Raw genomic sequence first — 16,454 nt, 5'->3', positions numbered from 1 at the left:
GCTCCTGGCAGGGGCTTGGGATAAAGCCCGGAATTTAGTTGACGGTGAGGCCGATGATCAGCCGATGATGCCCATGATGTCGGATTCCTTCATGATCAGAAGGTCTTCGCCATTGAGCTTGACTTCGGTGCCCGACCACTTGCCGAACAGGATGCGGTCGCCAGCCTTGACGTCCAGGGGGACCAGCTTGCCGCTTTCGTCGCGCGCGCCGGAGCCGACGGCGATGATCTCGCCTTCCTGCGGCTTTTCCTTCGCCGTATCCGGGATGATGATCCCGCCGGCGGTCTTGGATTCGGATTCGACCCGGCGAACGACCACGCGGTCATGAAGCGGGCGGAACTTCGACTTTGCCATTTTTTCTTCCTCGATGAGAACGGTGAGAAACAGTTCCTCCGTCCGGCGAAGCCGGACATATAGTTAGCACTCACCAAGGGCGAGTGCTAACGTGGCGCTGAAATAGGCCGCCGAACAGCGAGAGTCAAGGCGCGCGGCAGCCTCGAAAGGCGGTAATTTTTTCCACGGATTGCGGCTTACAGAAACAACCGCAACTGCGTGTGGATAATCGACCGGTAATCCTCGATGGTCCGGCGGCTTTCCGGCTGGCCCTGCGCGAGCGCCAGCCGCACCACGCCACCGGCAAGCTGGAAGATCAGCAGGACCACGCGTTCGAATTGCTCGCGCTTGTCGGGCTCGATCAAGGCGGTGACATGGCCGCAGAACATCCTGGCCTGATGCCGGGTTTCGGCGATGTCGAGATTTTTGAGCGCCTTGTCGGCCTGGATGGCGTTCTGCAGGTCCTGGATGGCCGGATCGCCGGCGACGCGACCGAGGTAGTCGTCAAGCAACCGGTCGGCGGCGGCGATGACGTCCTTGGCTTCGCGGACATCGGCGAGGATATCGGTCAATCGCGCGCGGCTCACCTCCGAAAACCGCTCATAGAGCATCGCCAGGATCGCCGACTTGTTGGGGAAGTAGTGATAGACGGTTGCGATCGGTCCGCCCGCCAGCGCGCCGACTTCCTTCATGGTGACGGCGTCGATGCCCTTCTCGCCGATCAGCCGCATGGTCGTCGACAGGATGGCGTCGATGCGCTCGCGGCTGCGCTCCTGCTTGGGCTTGCGCCTCGGTTCGGTCGCTGTTCGCCTTGCTTCCACCATGCACCGGTCTTTCGCACGAATTGACAAATTCTGGTTGACAAAAAATATGATCAAGTATCAGTTTCTGAAATACTGACAGATTGTCAGCTTTTTTGCCGTGCGACAAGGGACGTTGGGAGGCGGCTTTGGCATCTGGTGACGCGCATGCCGGAAGCGGCGACTGGCTGGTCGGCAATCCGACCGGCGGGCAGCTTGCCTCGGCGCTGTGGATCGGCTCGGTCGGCCTGCTCATTCTCGGCCTGCAGCCAGTGCTGCTCGGCGCCCTCTACACGGAGGGCCATGTCAGCGGCGACGAACTGGCGCTGGTCGCCACTGCCGAGATGATCGCCATCGCCGTCGGTTCGGCGATCGTCGCGATGCTGCTGTCGGCCCGCAACATGCGCTGGAAAAGTGCGGTGCTGCTGCTCCTGCTGGCGCTGGCGAATGTCTGGACGGCCTATGCCGGCGGCGCCAATATGCTTATGGCGGCACGCGCCTTGGCCGGCCTTGCCGAAGGCGGACTGGTCGCGGTCGCCACCGAATTGATCGCCCGTTCGCGCCGCGCCGAACGCATCGGCGGCTTTTTCGTCACCATGCAGACGCTGGCGCAATGCGCGCTTGCCCTGCTGCTGGCGCTCTATGTCATCCCGGCCGCCGGATCGGCTGGTGGCTTCCTCATTCTCGCGGTCGCCTGCGTCCTGTCGCTCATCGTCGCCTTCGTCGTCCCTGCCGATTACGCCGACCTGCCCAAGGACGAGAACCTCGCCAATGTGCTGACGGTTCCTTCGATCACCGCGCTGTTGTGCGTCTTCTGCTATTTCATGTTCTTCGGCTCGGTCTGGGCGTTTCTAGAGCCGCTTGGCGCCCAATTCGGCATTGACGGCCGCACCGTCGGCCTGATCGTCTCGGCCAGCCTCGCGGTACAGGTCCTGGGCGCGATGACGGCGACCGTGTTCGAAGCGCGCATCGATTACCGCATTGCCATCGCAGTCATTGGCACCGTCGCGCTTGTCGCCTCGCTCGTGCTGGCCAGCGGACCTGGCCTCGCCACCTTCTGGGTCGCCGCCCTTGTCATGGGTTTCATTCTCCTGTTCATCGTGCCCTACCAGATCCGCCTGGCGATCACGGCCGATGACACCCGCACCGCCGTGCTCCTGGTGCCGGCCGCGCAGCTCTTCGGCCTGGCGATCGGGCCGGTTGCGGCGTCGCTGCTCATCGACGGCAAGGATTTCCGCCCGGTTCCGGAATTCGCCGCCGGCAGTGCCTTGGCCAGTGTGCTGTTGCTCGGCCTGTTCATCCTCGCGGCGCGGCGTCGCCGGGTTGTTGCGTGAGCGCCATGTCGAACATCTGGAGCAACTGGTCCGGTTTTGTCACTGCCGCGCCGCGGCTGATCGCCAGCCCCTCCGATGCCGGCGAAGTTGGTGACCTCGTTCGCACCGCACCCGGCCCGGTCCGTGTCGTCGGCGCCGGTCACTCCTTCACCCCGCTGGTGAAATCCGAGGGCACGATCCTGTCTCTGGAAAAGCTGGAGGGGCTGGTCTCGCATGACGCGCAAAAGCATCAGGCACGCGTGAAGGCAGGGACGCGGCTAGGTCCGCTCATGCACATCCTGCAAGGTATCGGCCAGGGCCTGCCCAATATGGGTGACATCGACCGCCAGGCGATCGGCGGCGCGCTGGGAACCGCCACCCATGGCTCGGGGCCGACGCTCGGCGCCTATCACACGCAATTGGAGACGGTGCAGATCGTCGACGGGCTTGGCAAGGTCCGCGACTTCACCATGGCAGGGGACCAGGACATGATCCACGCCGTCGGCGTCGCGCTCGGTGCTTTCGGTGTCTTGAGCGAAGTGACGCTGAACAACATCGCGACCTACCGGCTGCGCCGCCGCAAATGGGTGCTGCCGATCGGCGACATGCTGCGTGATTTCGAAAAGATGATGACCGCTCACCGCTCGGCCGAATTCTACTACATTCCGTTTTCCGGCTACGCGCAGTTCATCGCCAGCGACTTCAGCACCGAGGCGACCACCACGCGCCCGACCGACGATGACGAAGGCTCCTTGCGCACGCTGCGCCGGTTGCGCACCGGGCTCGCCTGGCTGCCGTCACTGCGCCGCCGGCTGATCCTCGGTGCCGTCGCGAAGGTGCCGGCCGAGGACTATGTGCAGGACTGGCTCAACGTCTATGCCAGCGACCGCCAGACCAAGTTCAACGAGATGGAATATCACCTTCCCTTCGAGGAGGGGCCGAAGGCGCTGGCCGAGATCATCGCGCTCACCGAACGGCACTTTCCCGAAGTCTATTTCCCAATGGAGGTGCGCAGCGTCGCGGCGGATCGGTTCTGGCTCTCGCCCTTCTACAACAGGCCGACCTGTTCGATCGCCGTCCACCACGACGCGGCGGGCGATCCGTTGCCCTTCATGCAGGTGGCCGAGCCGATCTTCCGCAGATATGGCGGCAGGCCGCATTGGGGCAAGATGCACAGCCTGAAGGCGGCGGATTTCAAGAAGCTCTATCCCCGTTGGGACGACGCCATGGCGGTGCGCCGCGACATCGATCCGCAAAACCGCTTCGTCTCGCCCTACATGGCAGGGCTGTTCGGCATTGAACCCAGTCCTTTTGGCATCGAACCCAGTCCTTTTGGCATCGAATGATGAGTGCCTATTTTGCCGCGCTCTCCGAAGCACTGAAAACCGCCGGCATCTTCCAGCCGTGCCTGCTGCTCGACCTCGACCGGCTGGATGGCAACATTGCGCTGGTCAAGGCCAGGCTTGACCCGAGCCTTGCCGTGCGGCTGGTCGACAAGTCGCTCGCTTGCCTGCCGCTGCTTGCGCATATCGGCAAGACGCTCGGAACCGGCCGCTTCATGACCTTTCATCCGCCGATCAGTGAGGCGGTGCTGGAGGCGTTTCCGGACGCGGAACTCCTGTTCGGCAAGCCGATGCCGGTCGGGGCGGCCAGGGCGGCGCTGGTGAAGGGTGGCGCCGACTGGTCGCGCGTTTGCTGGCTGATCGACAGTGACGAAAGACTGGCGGAATACGGCGCTCTCGCGATCGAACTCGATATCGAACTGCGCATCGCCTTCGAGATCGATGTCGGGCTGCATCGCGGCGGCTTCGCCAGCCCGGAGGCCTTGTCGAAAGCGTTAAGCGCGCTGGCGGCCCACCAACGACTGCGCTGCGAAGGCGTCATGGCCTATGAGGCGCACGCGCCGCACATTCCCGGCCTGTTCGGCGGGCCGGTCAAGGCGTTGGCGCGGGCTTCGGAGCGGGCCGCCGCTTTCGTGGCGCGCCTCGGCCCGGACCGGCGCCGCATCCTGAACATTGGCGGCAGCAAGACCGCGCTGCTGCATCACGGCGGCATTGCCAATGAAGTGTCGATGGGGTCGGCCTTCGTGCTGCCCAGCGATTTCGACACGCCTGGCCTCGACGGTTTCCAGCCGGCGGCCTTCATCGCGACGCCGATTCTGAAGATGATCGAGCCGATGCTGCCGGGTCCGCCGGCTGTTTCCCGCCTGCTGCAGGCGCTCGGCCGGTTCCCCCGCAAGGGCTGCTATCTCTATGGCGGCAAATGGATGGCCGAACCGGTCTTTCCCGAGGGCATGAGGACGAATCGCCTGCTCGGCCTGTCTTCCAACCAGCAATTCATGGGCCTGCCTGCCGACAGCGCCGCCAGGCCAGGCGACTACGCGTACCTGCGGCCTACGCAGAGCGAGGCCGTGCTGCAGCAATTCGGGCCGATCGCGGTGCTTTCCCAAGGCAGGATCGTTGATCGTTGGCCGGTGTTGCCGATGATGTGATCGCGTCGGGCAGATCCATATAGTTGACTAAGTCAAGTAAATGGTTGATCCTGTGAAGGCAGGAGATGACCATGACGATTCACCATCAGCCCAAGAACGAAGCGCCCAACAAGCAGCTGATCGATGCGGTACGGGCTTTCAACCGCTTCTACACCCGCCAGATCGGCCTGCTCGACGAAGGGTTGCTGAAAAGCGCCTTTTCGCTGACCGAGGCGCGCGTGCTTTACGAGCTGGCGCACCGCGACGGCTTGACCGCGACCGACCTTGGGCGCGATCTCGGTCTCGACGCCGGCTATGTCAGCCGTTTGCTGAAGAAGTTCGAACGCCACGACCTCATCTCCAGGTCGACGCTGGTTTCGGATGCCAGGCAATCCTCGATTGCGCTGACGCCGGCGGGCAGGAATGCCTTCTCGCCGCTGAACAAGGATTCGCATGACCAGGTCGCGGCCTTGCTCGATCGGCTGCCTGCTTCGGAACAGGACCGGCTGGTGAAGTCCATGCGGACGATCCAGGCTCTTCTGGACGAAAGCGCGGAGCCGAAAATTCCCTATCTGCTGCGGCCGCTTCAGATCGGCGACATCGGCTGGATCACCCGCCGGCAAGGGATGCTCTACGCGCAGGATTATGGCTGGGACGAAACCTACGAGGCACTGGTCGCCGAAATCCTCGCGGCGTTCGTCAAATCCTTCGACCCGAAATGGGAGCGCGGCTGGATCGCCGAGCGCGATGGCGAGGTCGTCGGTTCGGTTTTCGTCATGCGCAAGTCGCCCGAGGTGGCGAAGCTCAGATTGCTTTATGTCGAGCCTTCGGCACGCGGCCTTGGCATCGGCGCGCACTTGGTCGACGAGTGCATCGCCTTCGCGCGAGCCAAGGGTTACAAGACGCTGACGCTTTGGACCAACGATATACTGGGCTCGGCGCGCCGCATCTATCAGGCGGCGGGCTTCAAGCTGATCGACGAAGAGCGCCACCATTCCTTCGGCAAGGATCTGGTCGGGCAGACATGGGATTTGGAATTGTAGCGCCGATCAACCCTTGATCGGTATCCAGATCTCCAGTCCGCCATTGCCGCCGCGCGGATCGAACTCCGGGCCATAGCGTTCGAATTCCGGCGCGTCCGCTATTTCGTGTCCGGAGGCCGGCAGCCATTTGTTCCAGATCGTGTTGACGGTGCGGCGGATCGTCGAAATGTGCTCGCGATGCGAAAACACCGCATATTTCTGAGCCGGTATGCGCACGCGGCTGAATTCCCCCGGAAGGTCGGAAAAGTCCGAGACCTCGACGCCGGCGATGTAGTCGAAATTGCCGGCATCGTCACCGTTGACGCAGACGCCATAGGCGACGTCACCGGTCTCGCCCGGAATGTTGCCGATAAAGGGGCCGAAGCGTTGCCATTGCATCGGAATGGCGGCGCTGGTCTCGCAGTTGTAGCGTTCGCCGAGCCCCGCGATGAGGAACGGCCGGCTGGTCTCGAAGCGTGGCGGTTCGAGCTTGGCGAGGAAGGATTGGTCCATCAGGATCGGCTCCACGAGGTCGAGGGTCTTGGTCGAGCCTTGCGCGCGCACCAGTTCCGGCGTCGTGCCGAACTGGTCGCGGAAGGCCCGGGTGAAAGCCTCATGCGAGTTGTAGCCGGCATCGAGCGCCACCGAGAGGATGTCGGGCGCCCCGTCGGCGAGCCTGCGCGCCGCCTCGGTCAGCCGGCGCGCGCGCATATAGCCCATGACAGAGCGGCCGGTGGCGGCACCGAAGGCGCGCGTCACATGAAAGCGCGATACACCGCTGCTTTGAGCGACGTCGTCGAGCGAAATCGCCTCCGGCAGATGGCTTTCGACAAACCACAGCGCTTTCTCGGTCGGGTTCATGGGCTTCTCGCATTTGGTCGGACCATCTTGCCGCTTTCTTCCGTGACAAATTTGATCGAAATTGCGCAGCGCGCGAATTTCGTCGAACAAAGTCATCGAATCGATTGCGCAAACGTTTCGATGACAATATGCTCTGTCGAAATCCGCCAAAGCCAATGAGAGCGGACTGGAACGCATCATCAGGGAGGAGCGCTTGCGAGCACTCCATTTGAGCCGCCATGCCGACAATGGCTGAGGTCGCGCGCCGCGCCGGCGTATCGGTTTCGACCGTCTCGCATGTCATCAACCGCACCCGCTTTGTCTCGCCGGAGAAGGCGCGGCTCATCAATGACGCGATCGCCGCGATGGGCTACCAGCCCAACGAGCTGGCGCGGTCGCTGAAAGTGGCCTCGACCAACAGCGTCGGCCTGGCGATCTCGGCGATTTCCAACCCTTATTTCACCGACATCATCTGCGCGGTGGAGGCCGAATGCGCGCGCCTCGGCCTCATGGTCTTCCTCTCCGACACGCAGGAGGATCCCGACCGCGAGCTTTCGGTCGTGCGAGCGTTCCACCAGCGTCGCGTCGACGGTGTCATCCTGGCGCCGTCGGGCGCGCCGCAGCGCGCCATCGATTACCTGGCCGAGAAGAAGCTGCCCTGCGTGCTCATCGACCGTTTCGCCGACGAGCGCTTCGACCAGATCGGCGTCGAGAACCAGTCATCGATGCGCGCGCTGATCGATCATGTCGCCGCCTTCGGCCACAAGCGCATCGGCTACATCGCCGGCCAGCCGGGCCTGGCGACGACCCGCGAACGCGTCGAGGCCTTTCGTGCCTCGCTGGTCGCCAATCGACTTGAGTGCCTGCCGCACTATGTCTCGCCGGAGAATGTCGACACGGCGAGCGCGACCGCATCGACCCATGCGATCCTGTCTCTGCCGTCGCCGCCCACCGCATTGGTCACGGGCAACAACATGACGACCATCGGGGCAGTTCGCGCCATCCGCGAGAGGGGGCTCTCCATCCCCGGCGACCTCTCGCTCGCCGGCTTCGACGACTTCGAATGGGCCGATTGCTTCGAGCCGCGGCTGACACTCGTCGCGCAACCCTGCACCGAGATCGGACGGCAGGCGGCCGCCCTGCTGTGCGCTCGCATCGCATCGACCGACCTGGAGCCGCAGGCGGTGCGGCTGCGGGCGGCGCTGCAGGTGCGAGAGTCCTGCGCGAGGCCGGCCTCCCATCAGGTCAGCCCCATGAGGTCGGCATGAGCGCGCCGCTGCTTTCCGTCACCGGCGCGGTCAAGCGCTTCGGCGGCGTCCAGGCGCTGCGCGGCGTCGACTTCGACCTCAAGGCGGGCGAGATCCATGCCTTGCTTGGCGAAAACGGCGCCGGCAAATCGACGCTGATGAACCTGTTGTCGGGCGTCTACACGCCGGACGAGGGCACCATCCACATCGACGGCAAGCAGGTAGCCTTCAACAACCCGCGCGAGGCGCAGGCGGCCGGCATCGCCACCATCTTCCAGGAACTCGACCTGGTGCCGACGCTCGACGTCGCCGCCAACCTTTTCCTTGGCCGTGAGTTGATGCGGCCGGGTGGTTTCCTCGACGTGCCGGCAATGCGCAGCGAAGCGCGCAAGCGTCTCGAAGCCATCGAATTGGCCATCGATCCGGCCAGCATGGTGGCGAACCTGTCGATCGGCCAGCGCCAGGTCGTGGCGATCGTCAAGGCGCTGTCTTACGCCTCGCGCGTGCTGATCATGGACGAGCCGACGGCGGCACTCACGGTAGGTGAGGTCGACAGGCTGTTCGACATCATGCGCAAGCTCGCCGCCAGCGGCGTCGGCATCGTCTACATCTCGCATCGCCTTGAGGAGGTACCGCAGATCGCCGACCGGGTGACGGTCATGCGCGACGGTCGCGTCGCGGGCGTCACCGAGCCGCACGCGCCGCAGGTCGAGCTGGTTCGGCTTCTGGTCGGCCGGCCGCTGGATGAGCTTTATCCCGAACGGTCGACGAAGGCCGGCAAGACGCTGCTCAGCTTGCGCGATGCCAGCTTCAGGCTCGCCCATGAAAGCGCCGGCTGGCAGCCGCCGAGCGGCGTCTCGCTCGACGTCAAGGCGGGCGAGATCGTCGGGTTGGCCGGCATCATGGGGGCAGGGCGCACCGAACTGCTCAGCGCGCTCTATGGCACCGGCCTGTCCGGCCGTTGGGAAGGCGAGGTCGCCATCGATGGCCGGCCTGTAAGGCTGGATTCGATCAGGGCCGCCCGCGCGGCCGGCATCGCCTTCGTCACCGACGACCGGCGCGGCAGCGGGCTGATGCTCAGAATGGCGGTGGGCCTCAACCTGGTCATGTCGGTGATCCGCCGCATCTCGCCCTTCGGCCTGATGTCGCAGCGCCGCCAGGCGGATGCGGTGAAGCAATCCTTCGGCCAGTTCGATATCAGGCCGAAGAATCCCGACATCGCCGTCGGCGCGCTGTCCGGCGGCAACCAGCAGAAGGTGGTGCTGGCCAAGGAGATCCTCGGCAATCCCCGGCTGCTGCTGCTCGACGAGCCGACTCGCGGCGTCGATGTCGGCGCCAAGGGCGAGATCTACGCGCGGCTGAGGCAGTTGGCGGCGCAGGGGCTCGGCATATTGGTCGCGTCCAGCGAGATGCCGGAGCTCATCGGCCTGTGCGACCGGATCGTGGTGCTGCGCCAAGGGCGCAACGTGGCGGAATTCATCGGCGGCGTCGACGAGCACACAGTGCTTGACGCGGCAAATGGCAGGGAGGCCTGATGTCTGAACAGAAGATTTCGGTGACAGCGAGCTCGGCGTTGCCGGCGGCAGCGCCAAAGCATCGCGATCCGCTCGCCCTTGTGGTGCGCTTCCAGAGCCTGATCGGCCTGGTGGTGGTGGCGATCGGCGGCATCATCTTCTCGCCGCGCCGGCACGGCCAGATCCTGTTCCTCGATCCCGACAACATCGCCAACATCGTGCGCGCCGTCTCGGAGACCGGCATCATCGCCATCGGCATGACCTTCGTCATCATCACCGCCGGCATCGACCTGTCGGTTGGCGCGGTGCTCGGCCTGTCCAGCGTCGTCACCGCGTCGATGATGATCTCGGGTGGCTTCGGGCTCATTCCCACCATCCTCGCCGTGCTTATCATGGGCATCGTCTTCGGCGCCATCCAGGGCACCATCTCCACCCGCTTCCGGCTGGAGCCGTTCATCGTCACGCTCGCCGGCCTGCAGGCGGCGCGCGGCCTGGCGCTGGTCGTCTCGGGCAACCAGTACATCAACATTTCCTATGGCGACGGGCCGGGCCTGGCACCGCCGGTGTTCGCGATCCTCGGCGAGCGGTTGTTCAACAACACCGTGCCGGTCGCCACCATCGTCTTCATCGTCTTTGCCGCGATCGCGACCATCGTGCTCAACACCACGCGTTTCGGCCGCTATGTCTTTGCCGTCGGCGGCAATGAGCGCGCGGCGCGCATTTCCGGCGTGCCAGTTTCGATGGTGAAGATCTCGGTCTATGCCATCACCGGTTTTGCCTCGGCCCTGGCCGGCATCGTCCATGCTGGCCAGTTCAATTTCGGCAGCGCCAATGACGGCATGGGCTACGAGCTCACCGCGATCGCCGCAGTGGTCATCGGCGGCACAAGCCTGTTTGGCGGCGCCGGCTCGATGGTCGGCACCGTGGCCGGCACCATCATGCTCGGCGCGCTCGCCAACATCTTGCAGCTCAACAACATCACGCCCGCCATGCAGTTGCTCGCGACCGCCGCGATCATCGTGCTGGCGGCAGTGCTTCAATCCCTCGTTCGCCGCCGCGAGGGTTTGGGTCGTTAGGAGGAAGGCGGCAACAAAGTCGAAGTCAAACCAAGGTCTGGCCCCCCGGCCCGACGAGGAGGAGAGCGAGTATGAAAACCACAAGACAAGGAACGAGGAGCACGCTTCGTGCCGTGCTTCTGGCAGGCGCGGGCCTGTGCATTGCAGGAGCCGCCCAGGCTGCCGACCCGATGGTCAAGGCCTGCGCCAAGGACGGCCAGTTCATCATCGGCTTTTCGCAGGCCAACAATGCCGAGCCCTATCGCCAGCATGTCAATGACGAACTGACGGCGGCGGCCAAGGCGGTGCCGGGCTTCACGCTGCAGATCGCCGACGGCGCCGGCAACGTCAACACGCAGACCTCGCAGGTCGACAATTTCATCACCCAGAAGGTCGATCTGCTGCTGATCTCGCCCTTCGAGGCGGCACCGCTGACGCCGGCGGTGAAACGCGCCATGGATGCCGGCATCCCGGTCATCGAGCTCGACCGCAAGACGGTCGGCGATCCCGGCAAGGACTACACCGCCTTCATCGGCGGCGACAATTACAAGATCGCGCTCGAGGCCGGCAAATACACCGCCAAGACCCTGCTGCCGGATGGCGGCGAGGCGGCGGTGCTGGAAGGCTTGCCGAGCTCGACGCCGGCGGTCGAGCGGCTGAACGGCTTCAAGGACGGCGTCAAGGGGAATGCCAAGATCCAGGTCGTCGCCGAGCAGGCCGCCGACTGGGTGCCGGACAAAGCCCAGACCGCCTTTGCCGCCATGCTGCAGGCGCATCCCGACATCAAGGTGCTCTATGCCTCCAACGACATGATGGCGGCCGGCGCGCTGCTTGCCGCCAAGGGAGCCGGCAAGGACGTCAAGATCATCGGCACCGACGGCTTGCCCGGACCGGCCGGCGGCATCGAGGCCGTCGCCAAGGGCGACTGGGCGGCAACCTTCACCTACCCGACGGGTGCGAAGGAAGCGATCGAGATGTCGAAGAAGATCCTGCTCGACTGTGCGACTTCGGTGGAGCCGACTGTAACGGTGGAGACGACCGCGATCACGGCGGTGAATGCCAAGCAGCTGATGGGGAAGTGAGGGGCGATTAGAGCTCGGCGCTGAGGTTGAGATAGCAAGGCCCCGCGGGGCCTTGCTCGTTTTTTGGAGGAGGCTCTGCCGAAGAATTGCAACTTCGAGCCTCATCTCGGTCAGGCAGGCGTGTCATGTGTGTTCGGAAGCTGTTGATCAACAGTGCTGACACAGCAATACTAATCTCGGGGAGGGAGAAGCGCTTCAGATATAAGAGCTTGGTATAGTCGCCACACAAATCGCCTCAGCCTTAACTACGACTCAGGATAATTGCCGATACCCACTCATAACAGTTGCGAACATAGTTACTTTTCGGTGTAATGCCATCAGATCCGAGCGGGTGGGTTTGCCGGATCGGGGGCGCAATATGCAAACAACGATGGGCCAAAAGCTCGCGACCTATGGGCAGTGGACTTATAGGGGGGCATGGGCGCTTGAGCTCGCAGCGGCGACTATTGGTCTTATGACTGGCGTAGCTCTTGGCTATCAAGCTTTCGCGGCGAGCGAGTCCGTCACTGCGATGGATCTGACACTCGCAAGTGCACCATTTTTGATGGTCGCCATCGCAGAACTTACCAAAATCCCAATTGCCACTCTGCTTTTCAGCGTATCGTGGGTGTGGAAGCCCATAGTGCTCGTCTTCCTGTTGATCCTCGCGGGTATCACGTTCGAGACCGTTTTTATGGGAATGGAGCGAGCGGGCGCCCTTCGTCAGCTTCGCTACGAAGATTTGGTGAACAAGATTGACGCGCTGGAACAGGAGGCGTCGAAGCTTGCCTCGGCAGATGAACTCGGCAGGAAAGCTGATCAGGTTGACCAGGCTCGCGCCGAATTTGAGGAGATGACCGCCCTTGCCGAAAAGTCCCGTGCCGGCTTCCAGGCACAAATTGCGGAGGTTGACGCTGAATTGCAGGGGGCAACAGCTCTTACTCCGGAGGCATCCCGTGTTCGAGACCAGATCGAAGAAAAGAACACGGTTCGATCGTCGCTGATTGAGCAGCGCGATGCTGAGATCAAAGACGCCGTCGACCAATTCGAACGCCAGCGCGACAGCTTCGTCCAACGCATCAAGATGGCCCGAGACTCAGGCGACAGCGATTCAGCTCGGAAGTTGGAGGATGAGGTCGCCAAGCTGGCAAATCCAAGGTCCAAAATCGGCGCCAAGTTCGACGCTCAAATAAATCCACTGGAACAGGAAATAGCGTCACTTCGATCGGATTTTGACCGGCTACGTGCGAGCAGTCCGCCGATGACGGCCGACCAGCGGCAAAAGCTTACAGGTCGGCGATCGAATCTCGAGCAGACACGCGATGCAGACGCCGCCAGTTGGCAGAGACGACTTGACGAGGCGGGCAAGAGGCTAGCCGACGCCCAAGGCGCTGAAGCCAACAAAGCGACCGTGGCCGCGCAAAATCAGGTTAGGCAGGATCAAATAGCCAAGGAAGTCGCGGCCCTCGAGAAGGAGCGGATTCCAATGGCGCGCACCGACCAGGTCAGGCGCATCGCGGCAAGATGGTACGGTGCAAAGCCAGAGCAGGTGACTCCGGAACAGGCAGGTGTGATCTCAGTCATTTGGTTCAGTTCGCTTGCCGTGATCGCGGCGCTCGCCGGGCCGATCACAGCGATGGTGGCGCTCGCTCTTCAACGCATAGCCGCTCGCGGCGAAGTTCAGTCCCATAGCCGCCTGTCGTCGCTCATTCGCCGCATGCTCTTGAGCTGGCGGTGGCGTCGCATTCGGACGATCGAGGTGCCGGTCGAGAGGGTCGTCGAGAAGGAAGTCGAGAAGCGCGTCGAGGTCCCCGTCGAGATTGAAAAGGTCGTCAAGGAGATACTCTATGTTCCGCTGTTTACCGATGATCCAGAGGTGCTTCGAACGGCTCTGAATCAGGAGCTGCCGCCAGAAGTTGCCGATCTGGTGACGTTGTCGATGAAGGGGCGGGGCAATGCTCGTCCGGCATAATACCGCACTTCTAGAGCAGGCCGTCAGTCTAATCGTAAAGCGGTCTGCCATACCGACACTACAGGCCGAGGCCGCAGCTCAGGAGAAAATCTCTAGAGCGGCTGCATTGCGTCGAATTGCAACCGGAGGTGCAATTGCCGTGGCGGCAATTGGGATCGGCTTGGGCTTGAAGCTTGGACTTTGGCAGAACGACCCCACAATCCCAGAACCGAATACTCCGCGCGTAGAAGCCCCCGAAAAGCCCGCCGAGACCAGAGCAGATAAGCCTTCCATCCCACTGCCTACTCCACGGCCCACGCAAGTGCCGACGCCGCCAACGCCTCCAAAGGAACCGGATGTCGTCACAGTGGACTTCACGAAGTTCGCCACGAAGACGATCGACTTCCAGGGAGACAAATGGGAGTTGATTTCAGGCCATCACTTCAAGGACGAGAAAGACAGCTCTTGGGACACTGCGTGGTGCTATTCGCGTCGGATGGTCCAGGACGTCGACGTGAACGTTCAATTGGCAAACAGGCTAGGTCCAGAAACACAGCCTGTCTCACCCATATCTGCACCCGCGACTTTGGCACAGGTCGGTTTAACAGATGCTACGGCAATTCAGCTGGCAACGAATTGTGCGTGGCTCGATGGTCGTACTTTTGCAGCCGCGGATTTTGCCACCGATCCTCGTCGACAGGTGGGCGGCGTTTCCCCGCAGCCCCCGGTCATGACGACAGCGACCGATCCTGACACCGGCTTTGTCGTCGTATCGGGATGGGACGCGATTGGAAACGACCTACCCAACATGCCTATTCGAGGCGTCACTGCCGAGCAGTGCCAGAACGCTTGCGATCACGATTTTACGTGCTTGGCGGTTACATATAACACCAAATACCAGGCCTGCTTCATGAAAGGTGACGCTTCCGTTCTTGTGAAGAGCGAAGAATCAGTGATGGCGGCGAAGAAGGTTGTCGAAAGCAATCTGCACTATTCGAACTTGGTATTCGCAAAGAACACTGAGGTTTCCGGCGTACCCTATTGGACAGGACAGCTCAGGTATCCAGACTGCATCTTACAATGCGCGAATGAAAAATTGTGTATGGGTTTCAATTTCCGCAGCAAGGAAATGTCGTGCACGCTTTTCAACAGCGTCGCTCAATCATCCGACAACGTAGCAGTGGCCTCAGGAATCAAGAGCGTCGGGAACTAGCCGGGCGCGCGTGCGCGACGACAGGGGTTGACATCGCCGCGAAACATCGCTTCAAACGTAATGTTATTACATATAGAACATGCAGCGACGGCGTCGCAAAAAACTCATTGCGATGCGATCGATGGAAATCTACGGTGGGTGCGTGATGGTCCCCGCGCCGAAAGGCAAGGGGTGAAAAGGGAACACGGTGAGACCCGCAAAAGGTCGAGGCCGTGGCTGCCCCCGCAACTGTAAGCGGTGAGCAAGATCCGACATGCCACTGGCCGGCAAGGCTGGGAAGGCTGGATTGCGCCGAGACCCGCGAGCCAGGAGACCTGCCATCGGCTGAGTTGACCGGACGGGGTGTGCCGGGAGGAGACGTGGACGTCGGTCTTGTCGGCCGGCTAGCCGACATCCTTCCGTCGCCAGTTTTGAAAGTGACGGAAAGTTGGACGGCGCCATCGATCATCGCATCATCGTGTGCACGCTTTGCCGTGACGTTCCGACCGGAATCAGGTCGGGCGAAAGCCTGTGCGTCGATTTGCGCTCCCGGCTCGCGGTCTGCCATGAACCCGCCGTGGCGCATGGCTTCACGGTTGAAGGTGCCGAATGCATGGCGGGCTGCGCGCGGCCGCTGACGGTGGCCTTCGAGGCGCCGGGCAAGGCCTCTTATCTCTTCGGCTCCATCGACGCCGAGGCCGACGCCGGCGATCTCGTGCGATTTGCCAGGCTTTACGCCTCGCTCGCCGACGGCTGGTGCAATTCCGGACAACGTCCGCCGCGACTGACCGGCAAGACGCTGGCCCGCATTCCCGGGCCGGCCAAGTTTCCGGGCAACAGCCGATGACAATGCCACTCCTCGAAGCGCGCGACCTCAGCGCCATGGCCAATGGCCGGCATCTGGTCCACGCCGTCAGCCTGTCGGTGGCCTCGGGCGATCGCCTTGCCATCATCGGCCCCAATGGCGCCGGCAAGACCACGCTGCTGCGCATGCTGTCGGGCATGCTCAAGCCAAGTGCGGGCGAGGTGAAGCTTGGCGGGCGCCGCCTGGACCGTATCTCGACCGCCGAGCGGGCGCTGCACATCGCCGTCGTCGGCCAGACCGACCAGCCTGACCCGCGGCTGGCGGTGATCGACTATGTCGAGCTCGGCCGCGTCCCGCATGCCGGCCTGAGACGCAGGGGCGAGGAGCGCGACATCGTCGTCGACGCGTTGCGCCGGACCGGCCTGTTGCCGCTGCTTGGCCGCACCATCGGCTCGCTGTCGGGTGGCGAACGCCAGCGCGCCCAACTGGCGCGCGCCATCGCGCAGCAACCAAAGGTGCTGTTCCTCGACGAGCCGACCAACCATCTCGATCCGCGCGCCCGCGGCGAGCTGCTCGAGCTCGTGGCCGGCTTCGGCATGACGGTGATCGCGGTGCTGCACGATCTGGCTCTGGTGGCGCCCTTCGCCACCAGAGTCGCGGTGATGAGCGAGGCGCGGCTGCATGCGCTGGCGGCACCCCGCGAAGCGCTGACGCAAAAGCTGATCCGCGAGATTTTCGGCATCGACGTGTTTCGCCTGCGCCATCCGACCGAAGACCGCGAACTCACGGTGTTCGATGTTCCGAACCGCGCTGCGCCGCCATCCTGATCGACCCCATCCCTCATCCGACAC

General features: G+C 63.1%; 15 protein-coding genes and 1 riboswitch. Of the genes, 12 read left to right on the top strand and 3 right to left on the bottom strand.

Features of this window, described 5'->3' with window-relative positions:
- Positions 1-57 precede the first annotated feature (57 nt).
- The gene (groES, locus tag FJ546_RS07880) at positions 58-354 is read right to left on the bottom strand and encodes a co-chaperone GroES (RefSeq protein ID WP_010915433.1); all 297 of its coding nucleotides are present in this window, start codon (positions 352-354) and stop codon (positions 58-60) included.
- A gap of 176 nt (positions 355-530) precedes the next feature.
- Positions 531-1,157 carry a TetR/AcrR family transcriptional regulator gene (locus FJ546_RS07875; RefSeq protein ID WP_140888808.1) on the bottom strand — a complete coding sequence of 209 codons (627 nt, stop codon included), beginning with the start codon at positions 1,155-1,157 and terminating at the stop codon, positions 531-533.
- Positions 1,158-1,282: 125 nt separating this feature from the next.
- Between FJ546_RS07875 and FJ546_RS07870 the strand changes: the two genes are divergently transcribed.
- The 4 genes from FJ546_RS07870 to FJ546_RS07855 all read left to right on the top strand — a co-directional run bounded on the left by FJ546_RS07870 (position 1,283) and on the right by FJ546_RS07855 (position 5,959).
- The gene (locus tag FJ546_RS07870; RefSeq protein WP_140888807.1) at positions 1,283-2,467 is read left to right on the top strand and encodes an MFS transporter; all 1,185 of its coding nucleotides are present in this window, start codon (positions 1,283-1,285) and stop codon (positions 2,465-2,467) included.
- Positions 2,468-2,472: 5 nt separating this feature from the next.
- A complete protein-coding gene (locus tag FJ546_RS07865) occupies positions 2,473-3,792 on the top strand; it encodes a D-arabinono-1,4-lactone oxidase (protein ID WP_140888919.1) in 1,320 nt (439 codons plus the stop codon).
- On the top strand, positions 3,792-4,937 hold the full coding sequence (locus FJ546_RS07860) for an alanine racemase (protein ID WP_181167850.1): 1,146 nt from the start codon (positions 3,792-3,794) through the stop codon (positions 4,935-4,937). The genes FJ546_RS07865 and FJ546_RS07860 overlap by 1 nt, the downstream gene beginning before the upstream one ends.
- 71 nt (positions 4,938-5,008) lie before the next feature.
- Positions 5,009-5,959 (top strand): helix-turn-helix domain-containing GNAT family N-acetyltransferase, encoded by a 951-nt coding sequence (locus FJ546_RS07855; protein ID WP_140888805.1) that lies wholly within the window; start codon positions 5,009-5,011, stop codon positions 5,957-5,959.
- 6 nt (positions 5,960-5,965) lie between these two features.
- Here FJ546_RS07855 and FJ546_RS07850 read toward each other — a convergent pair whose 3' ends face one another.
- Positions 5,966-6,799, bottom strand: a complete 834-nt coding sequence (locus tag FJ546_RS07850) for an AraC family transcriptional regulator (protein ID WP_140888804.1) — start codon at positions 6,797-6,799, stop codon at positions 5,966-5,968.
- 218 nt (positions 6,800-7,017) lie between these two features.
- Here FJ546_RS07850 and FJ546_RS07845 point away from each other — a divergent pair, with 218 nt between their 5' ends.
- The 8 genes from FJ546_RS07845 (at position 7,018) to FJ546_RS07810 (ending at position 16,430) form a co-directional block, all read left to right on the top strand.
- The gene (locus FJ546_RS07845) at positions 7,018-8,046 is read left to right on the top strand and encodes a LacI family DNA-binding transcriptional regulator (protein ID WP_140888803.1); all 1,029 of its coding nucleotides are present in this window, start codon (positions 7,018-7,020) and stop codon (positions 8,044-8,046) included.
- Positions 8,043-9,560 (top strand): sugar ABC transporter ATP-binding protein, encoded by a 1,518-nt coding sequence (locus tag FJ546_RS07840; protein ID WP_140888802.1) that lies wholly within the window; start codon positions 8,043-8,045, stop codon positions 9,558-9,560. The genes FJ546_RS07845 and FJ546_RS07840 overlap by 4 nt, the downstream gene beginning before the upstream one ends.
- The gene (locus tag FJ546_RS07835; protein WP_140888801.1) at positions 9,560-10,615 is read left to right on the top strand and encodes an ABC transporter permease; all 1,056 of its coding nucleotides are present in this window, start codon (positions 9,560-9,562) and stop codon (positions 10,613-10,615) included. The genes FJ546_RS07840 and FJ546_RS07835 overlap by 1 nt, the downstream gene beginning before the upstream one ends.
- 71 nt (positions 10,616-10,686) lie before the next feature.
- Positions 10,687-11,676, top strand: a complete 990-nt coding sequence (locus FJ546_RS07830; RefSeq protein WP_140888800.1) for a substrate-binding domain-containing protein — start codon at positions 10,687-10,689, stop codon at positions 11,674-11,676.
- A gap of 358 nt (positions 11,677-12,034) precedes the next feature.
- Positions 12,035-13,627: a hypothetical protein gene (locus FJ546_RS31120; protein ID WP_181167849.1), complete on the top strand. Its 1,593-nt coding sequence runs from the start codon at positions 12,035-12,037 to the stop codon at positions 13,625-13,627.
- On the top strand, positions 13,611-14,819 hold the full coding sequence (locus FJ546_RS07820) for a PAN domain-containing protein (RefSeq protein WP_140888799.1): 1,209 nt from the start codon (positions 13,611-13,613) through the stop codon (positions 14,817-14,819). Before FJ546_RS31120 ends, FJ546_RS07820 begins: the two co-directional genes overlap by 17 nt.
- 129 nt (positions 14,820-14,948) lie before the next feature.
- Positions 14,949-15,156, top strand: a riboswitch (cobalamin riboswitch).
- Between the two features lie 90 nt (positions 15,157-15,246).
- Positions 15,247-15,645 carry a DUF1636 family protein gene (locus FJ546_RS07815; protein WP_140888798.1) on the top strand — a complete coding sequence of 133 codons (399 nt, stop codon included), beginning with the start codon at positions 15,247-15,249 and terminating at the stop codon, positions 15,643-15,645.
- Positions 15,642-16,430, top strand: a complete 789-nt coding sequence (locus FJ546_RS07810) for an ABC transporter ATP-binding protein (protein WP_140888797.1) — start codon at positions 15,642-15,644, stop codon at positions 16,428-16,430. The genes FJ546_RS07815 and FJ546_RS07810 overlap by 4 nt, the downstream gene beginning before the upstream one ends.
- Positions 16,431-16,454: the final 24 nt, after the last annotated feature.

Source organism: Mesorhizobium sp. B2-4-19, assembly GCF_006441315.1.
Lineage (GTDB): Bacteria > Pseudomonadota > Alphaproteobacteria > Rhizobiales > Rhizobiaceae > Mesorhizobium.
This window is presented reverse-complemented; position numbering and strand designations above follow the sequence as displayed.

Coding starts and splice junctions, on each gene's coding strand:
- groES (WP_010915433.1), bottom strand. CDS start 354: ATGGCAAAGTCGAAGTTCCGCCCGCTTCATGACCGCGTGGTCGTTCGC.
- FJ546_RS07875 (WP_140888808.1), bottom strand. CDS start 1,157: ATGGTGGAAGCAAGGCGAACAGCGACCGAACCGAGGCGCAAGCCCAAG.
- FJ546_RS07865 (WP_140888919.1), top strand. CDS start 2,473: ATGTCGAACATCTGGAGCAACTGGTCCGGTTTTGTCACTGCCGCGCCG.
- FJ546_RS07860 (WP_181167850.1), top strand. CDS start 3,792: ATGAGTGCCTATTTTGCCGCGCTCTCCGAAGCACTGAAAACCGCCGGC.
- FJ546_RS07855 (WP_140888805.1), top strand. CDS start 5,009: ATGACGATTCACCATCAGCCCAAGAACGAAGCGCCCAACAAGCAGCTG.
- FJ546_RS07850 (WP_140888804.1), bottom strand. CDS start 6,799: ATGAACCCGACCGAGAAAGCGCTGTGGTTTGTCGAAAGCCATCTGCCG.
- FJ546_RS07845 (WP_140888803.1), top strand. CDS start 7,018: ATGCCGACAATGGCTGAGGTCGCGCGCCGCGCCGGCGTATCGGTTTCG.
- FJ546_RS07840 (WP_140888802.1), top strand. CDS start 8,043: ATGAGCGCGCCGCTGCTTTCCGTCACCGGCGCGGTCAAGCGCTTCGGC.
- FJ546_RS07835 (WP_140888801.1), top strand. CDS start 9,560: ATGTCTGAACAGAAGATTTCGGTGACAGCGAGCTCGGCGTTGCCGGCG.
- FJ546_RS07830 (WP_140888800.1), top strand. CDS start 10,687: ATGAAAACCACAAGACAAGGAACGAGGAGCACGCTTCGTGCCGTGCTT.
- FJ546_RS31120 (WP_181167849.1), top strand. CDS start 12,035: ATGCAAACAACGATGGGCCAAAAGCTCGCGACCTATGGGCAGTGGACT.
- FJ546_RS07820 (WP_140888799.1), top strand. CDS start 13,611: ATGCTCGTCCGGCATAATACCGCACTTCTAGAGCAGGCCGTCAGTCTA.
- FJ546_RS07810 (WP_140888797.1), top strand. CDS start 15,642: ATGACAATGCCACTCCTCGAAGCGCGCGACCTCAGCGCCATGGCCAAT.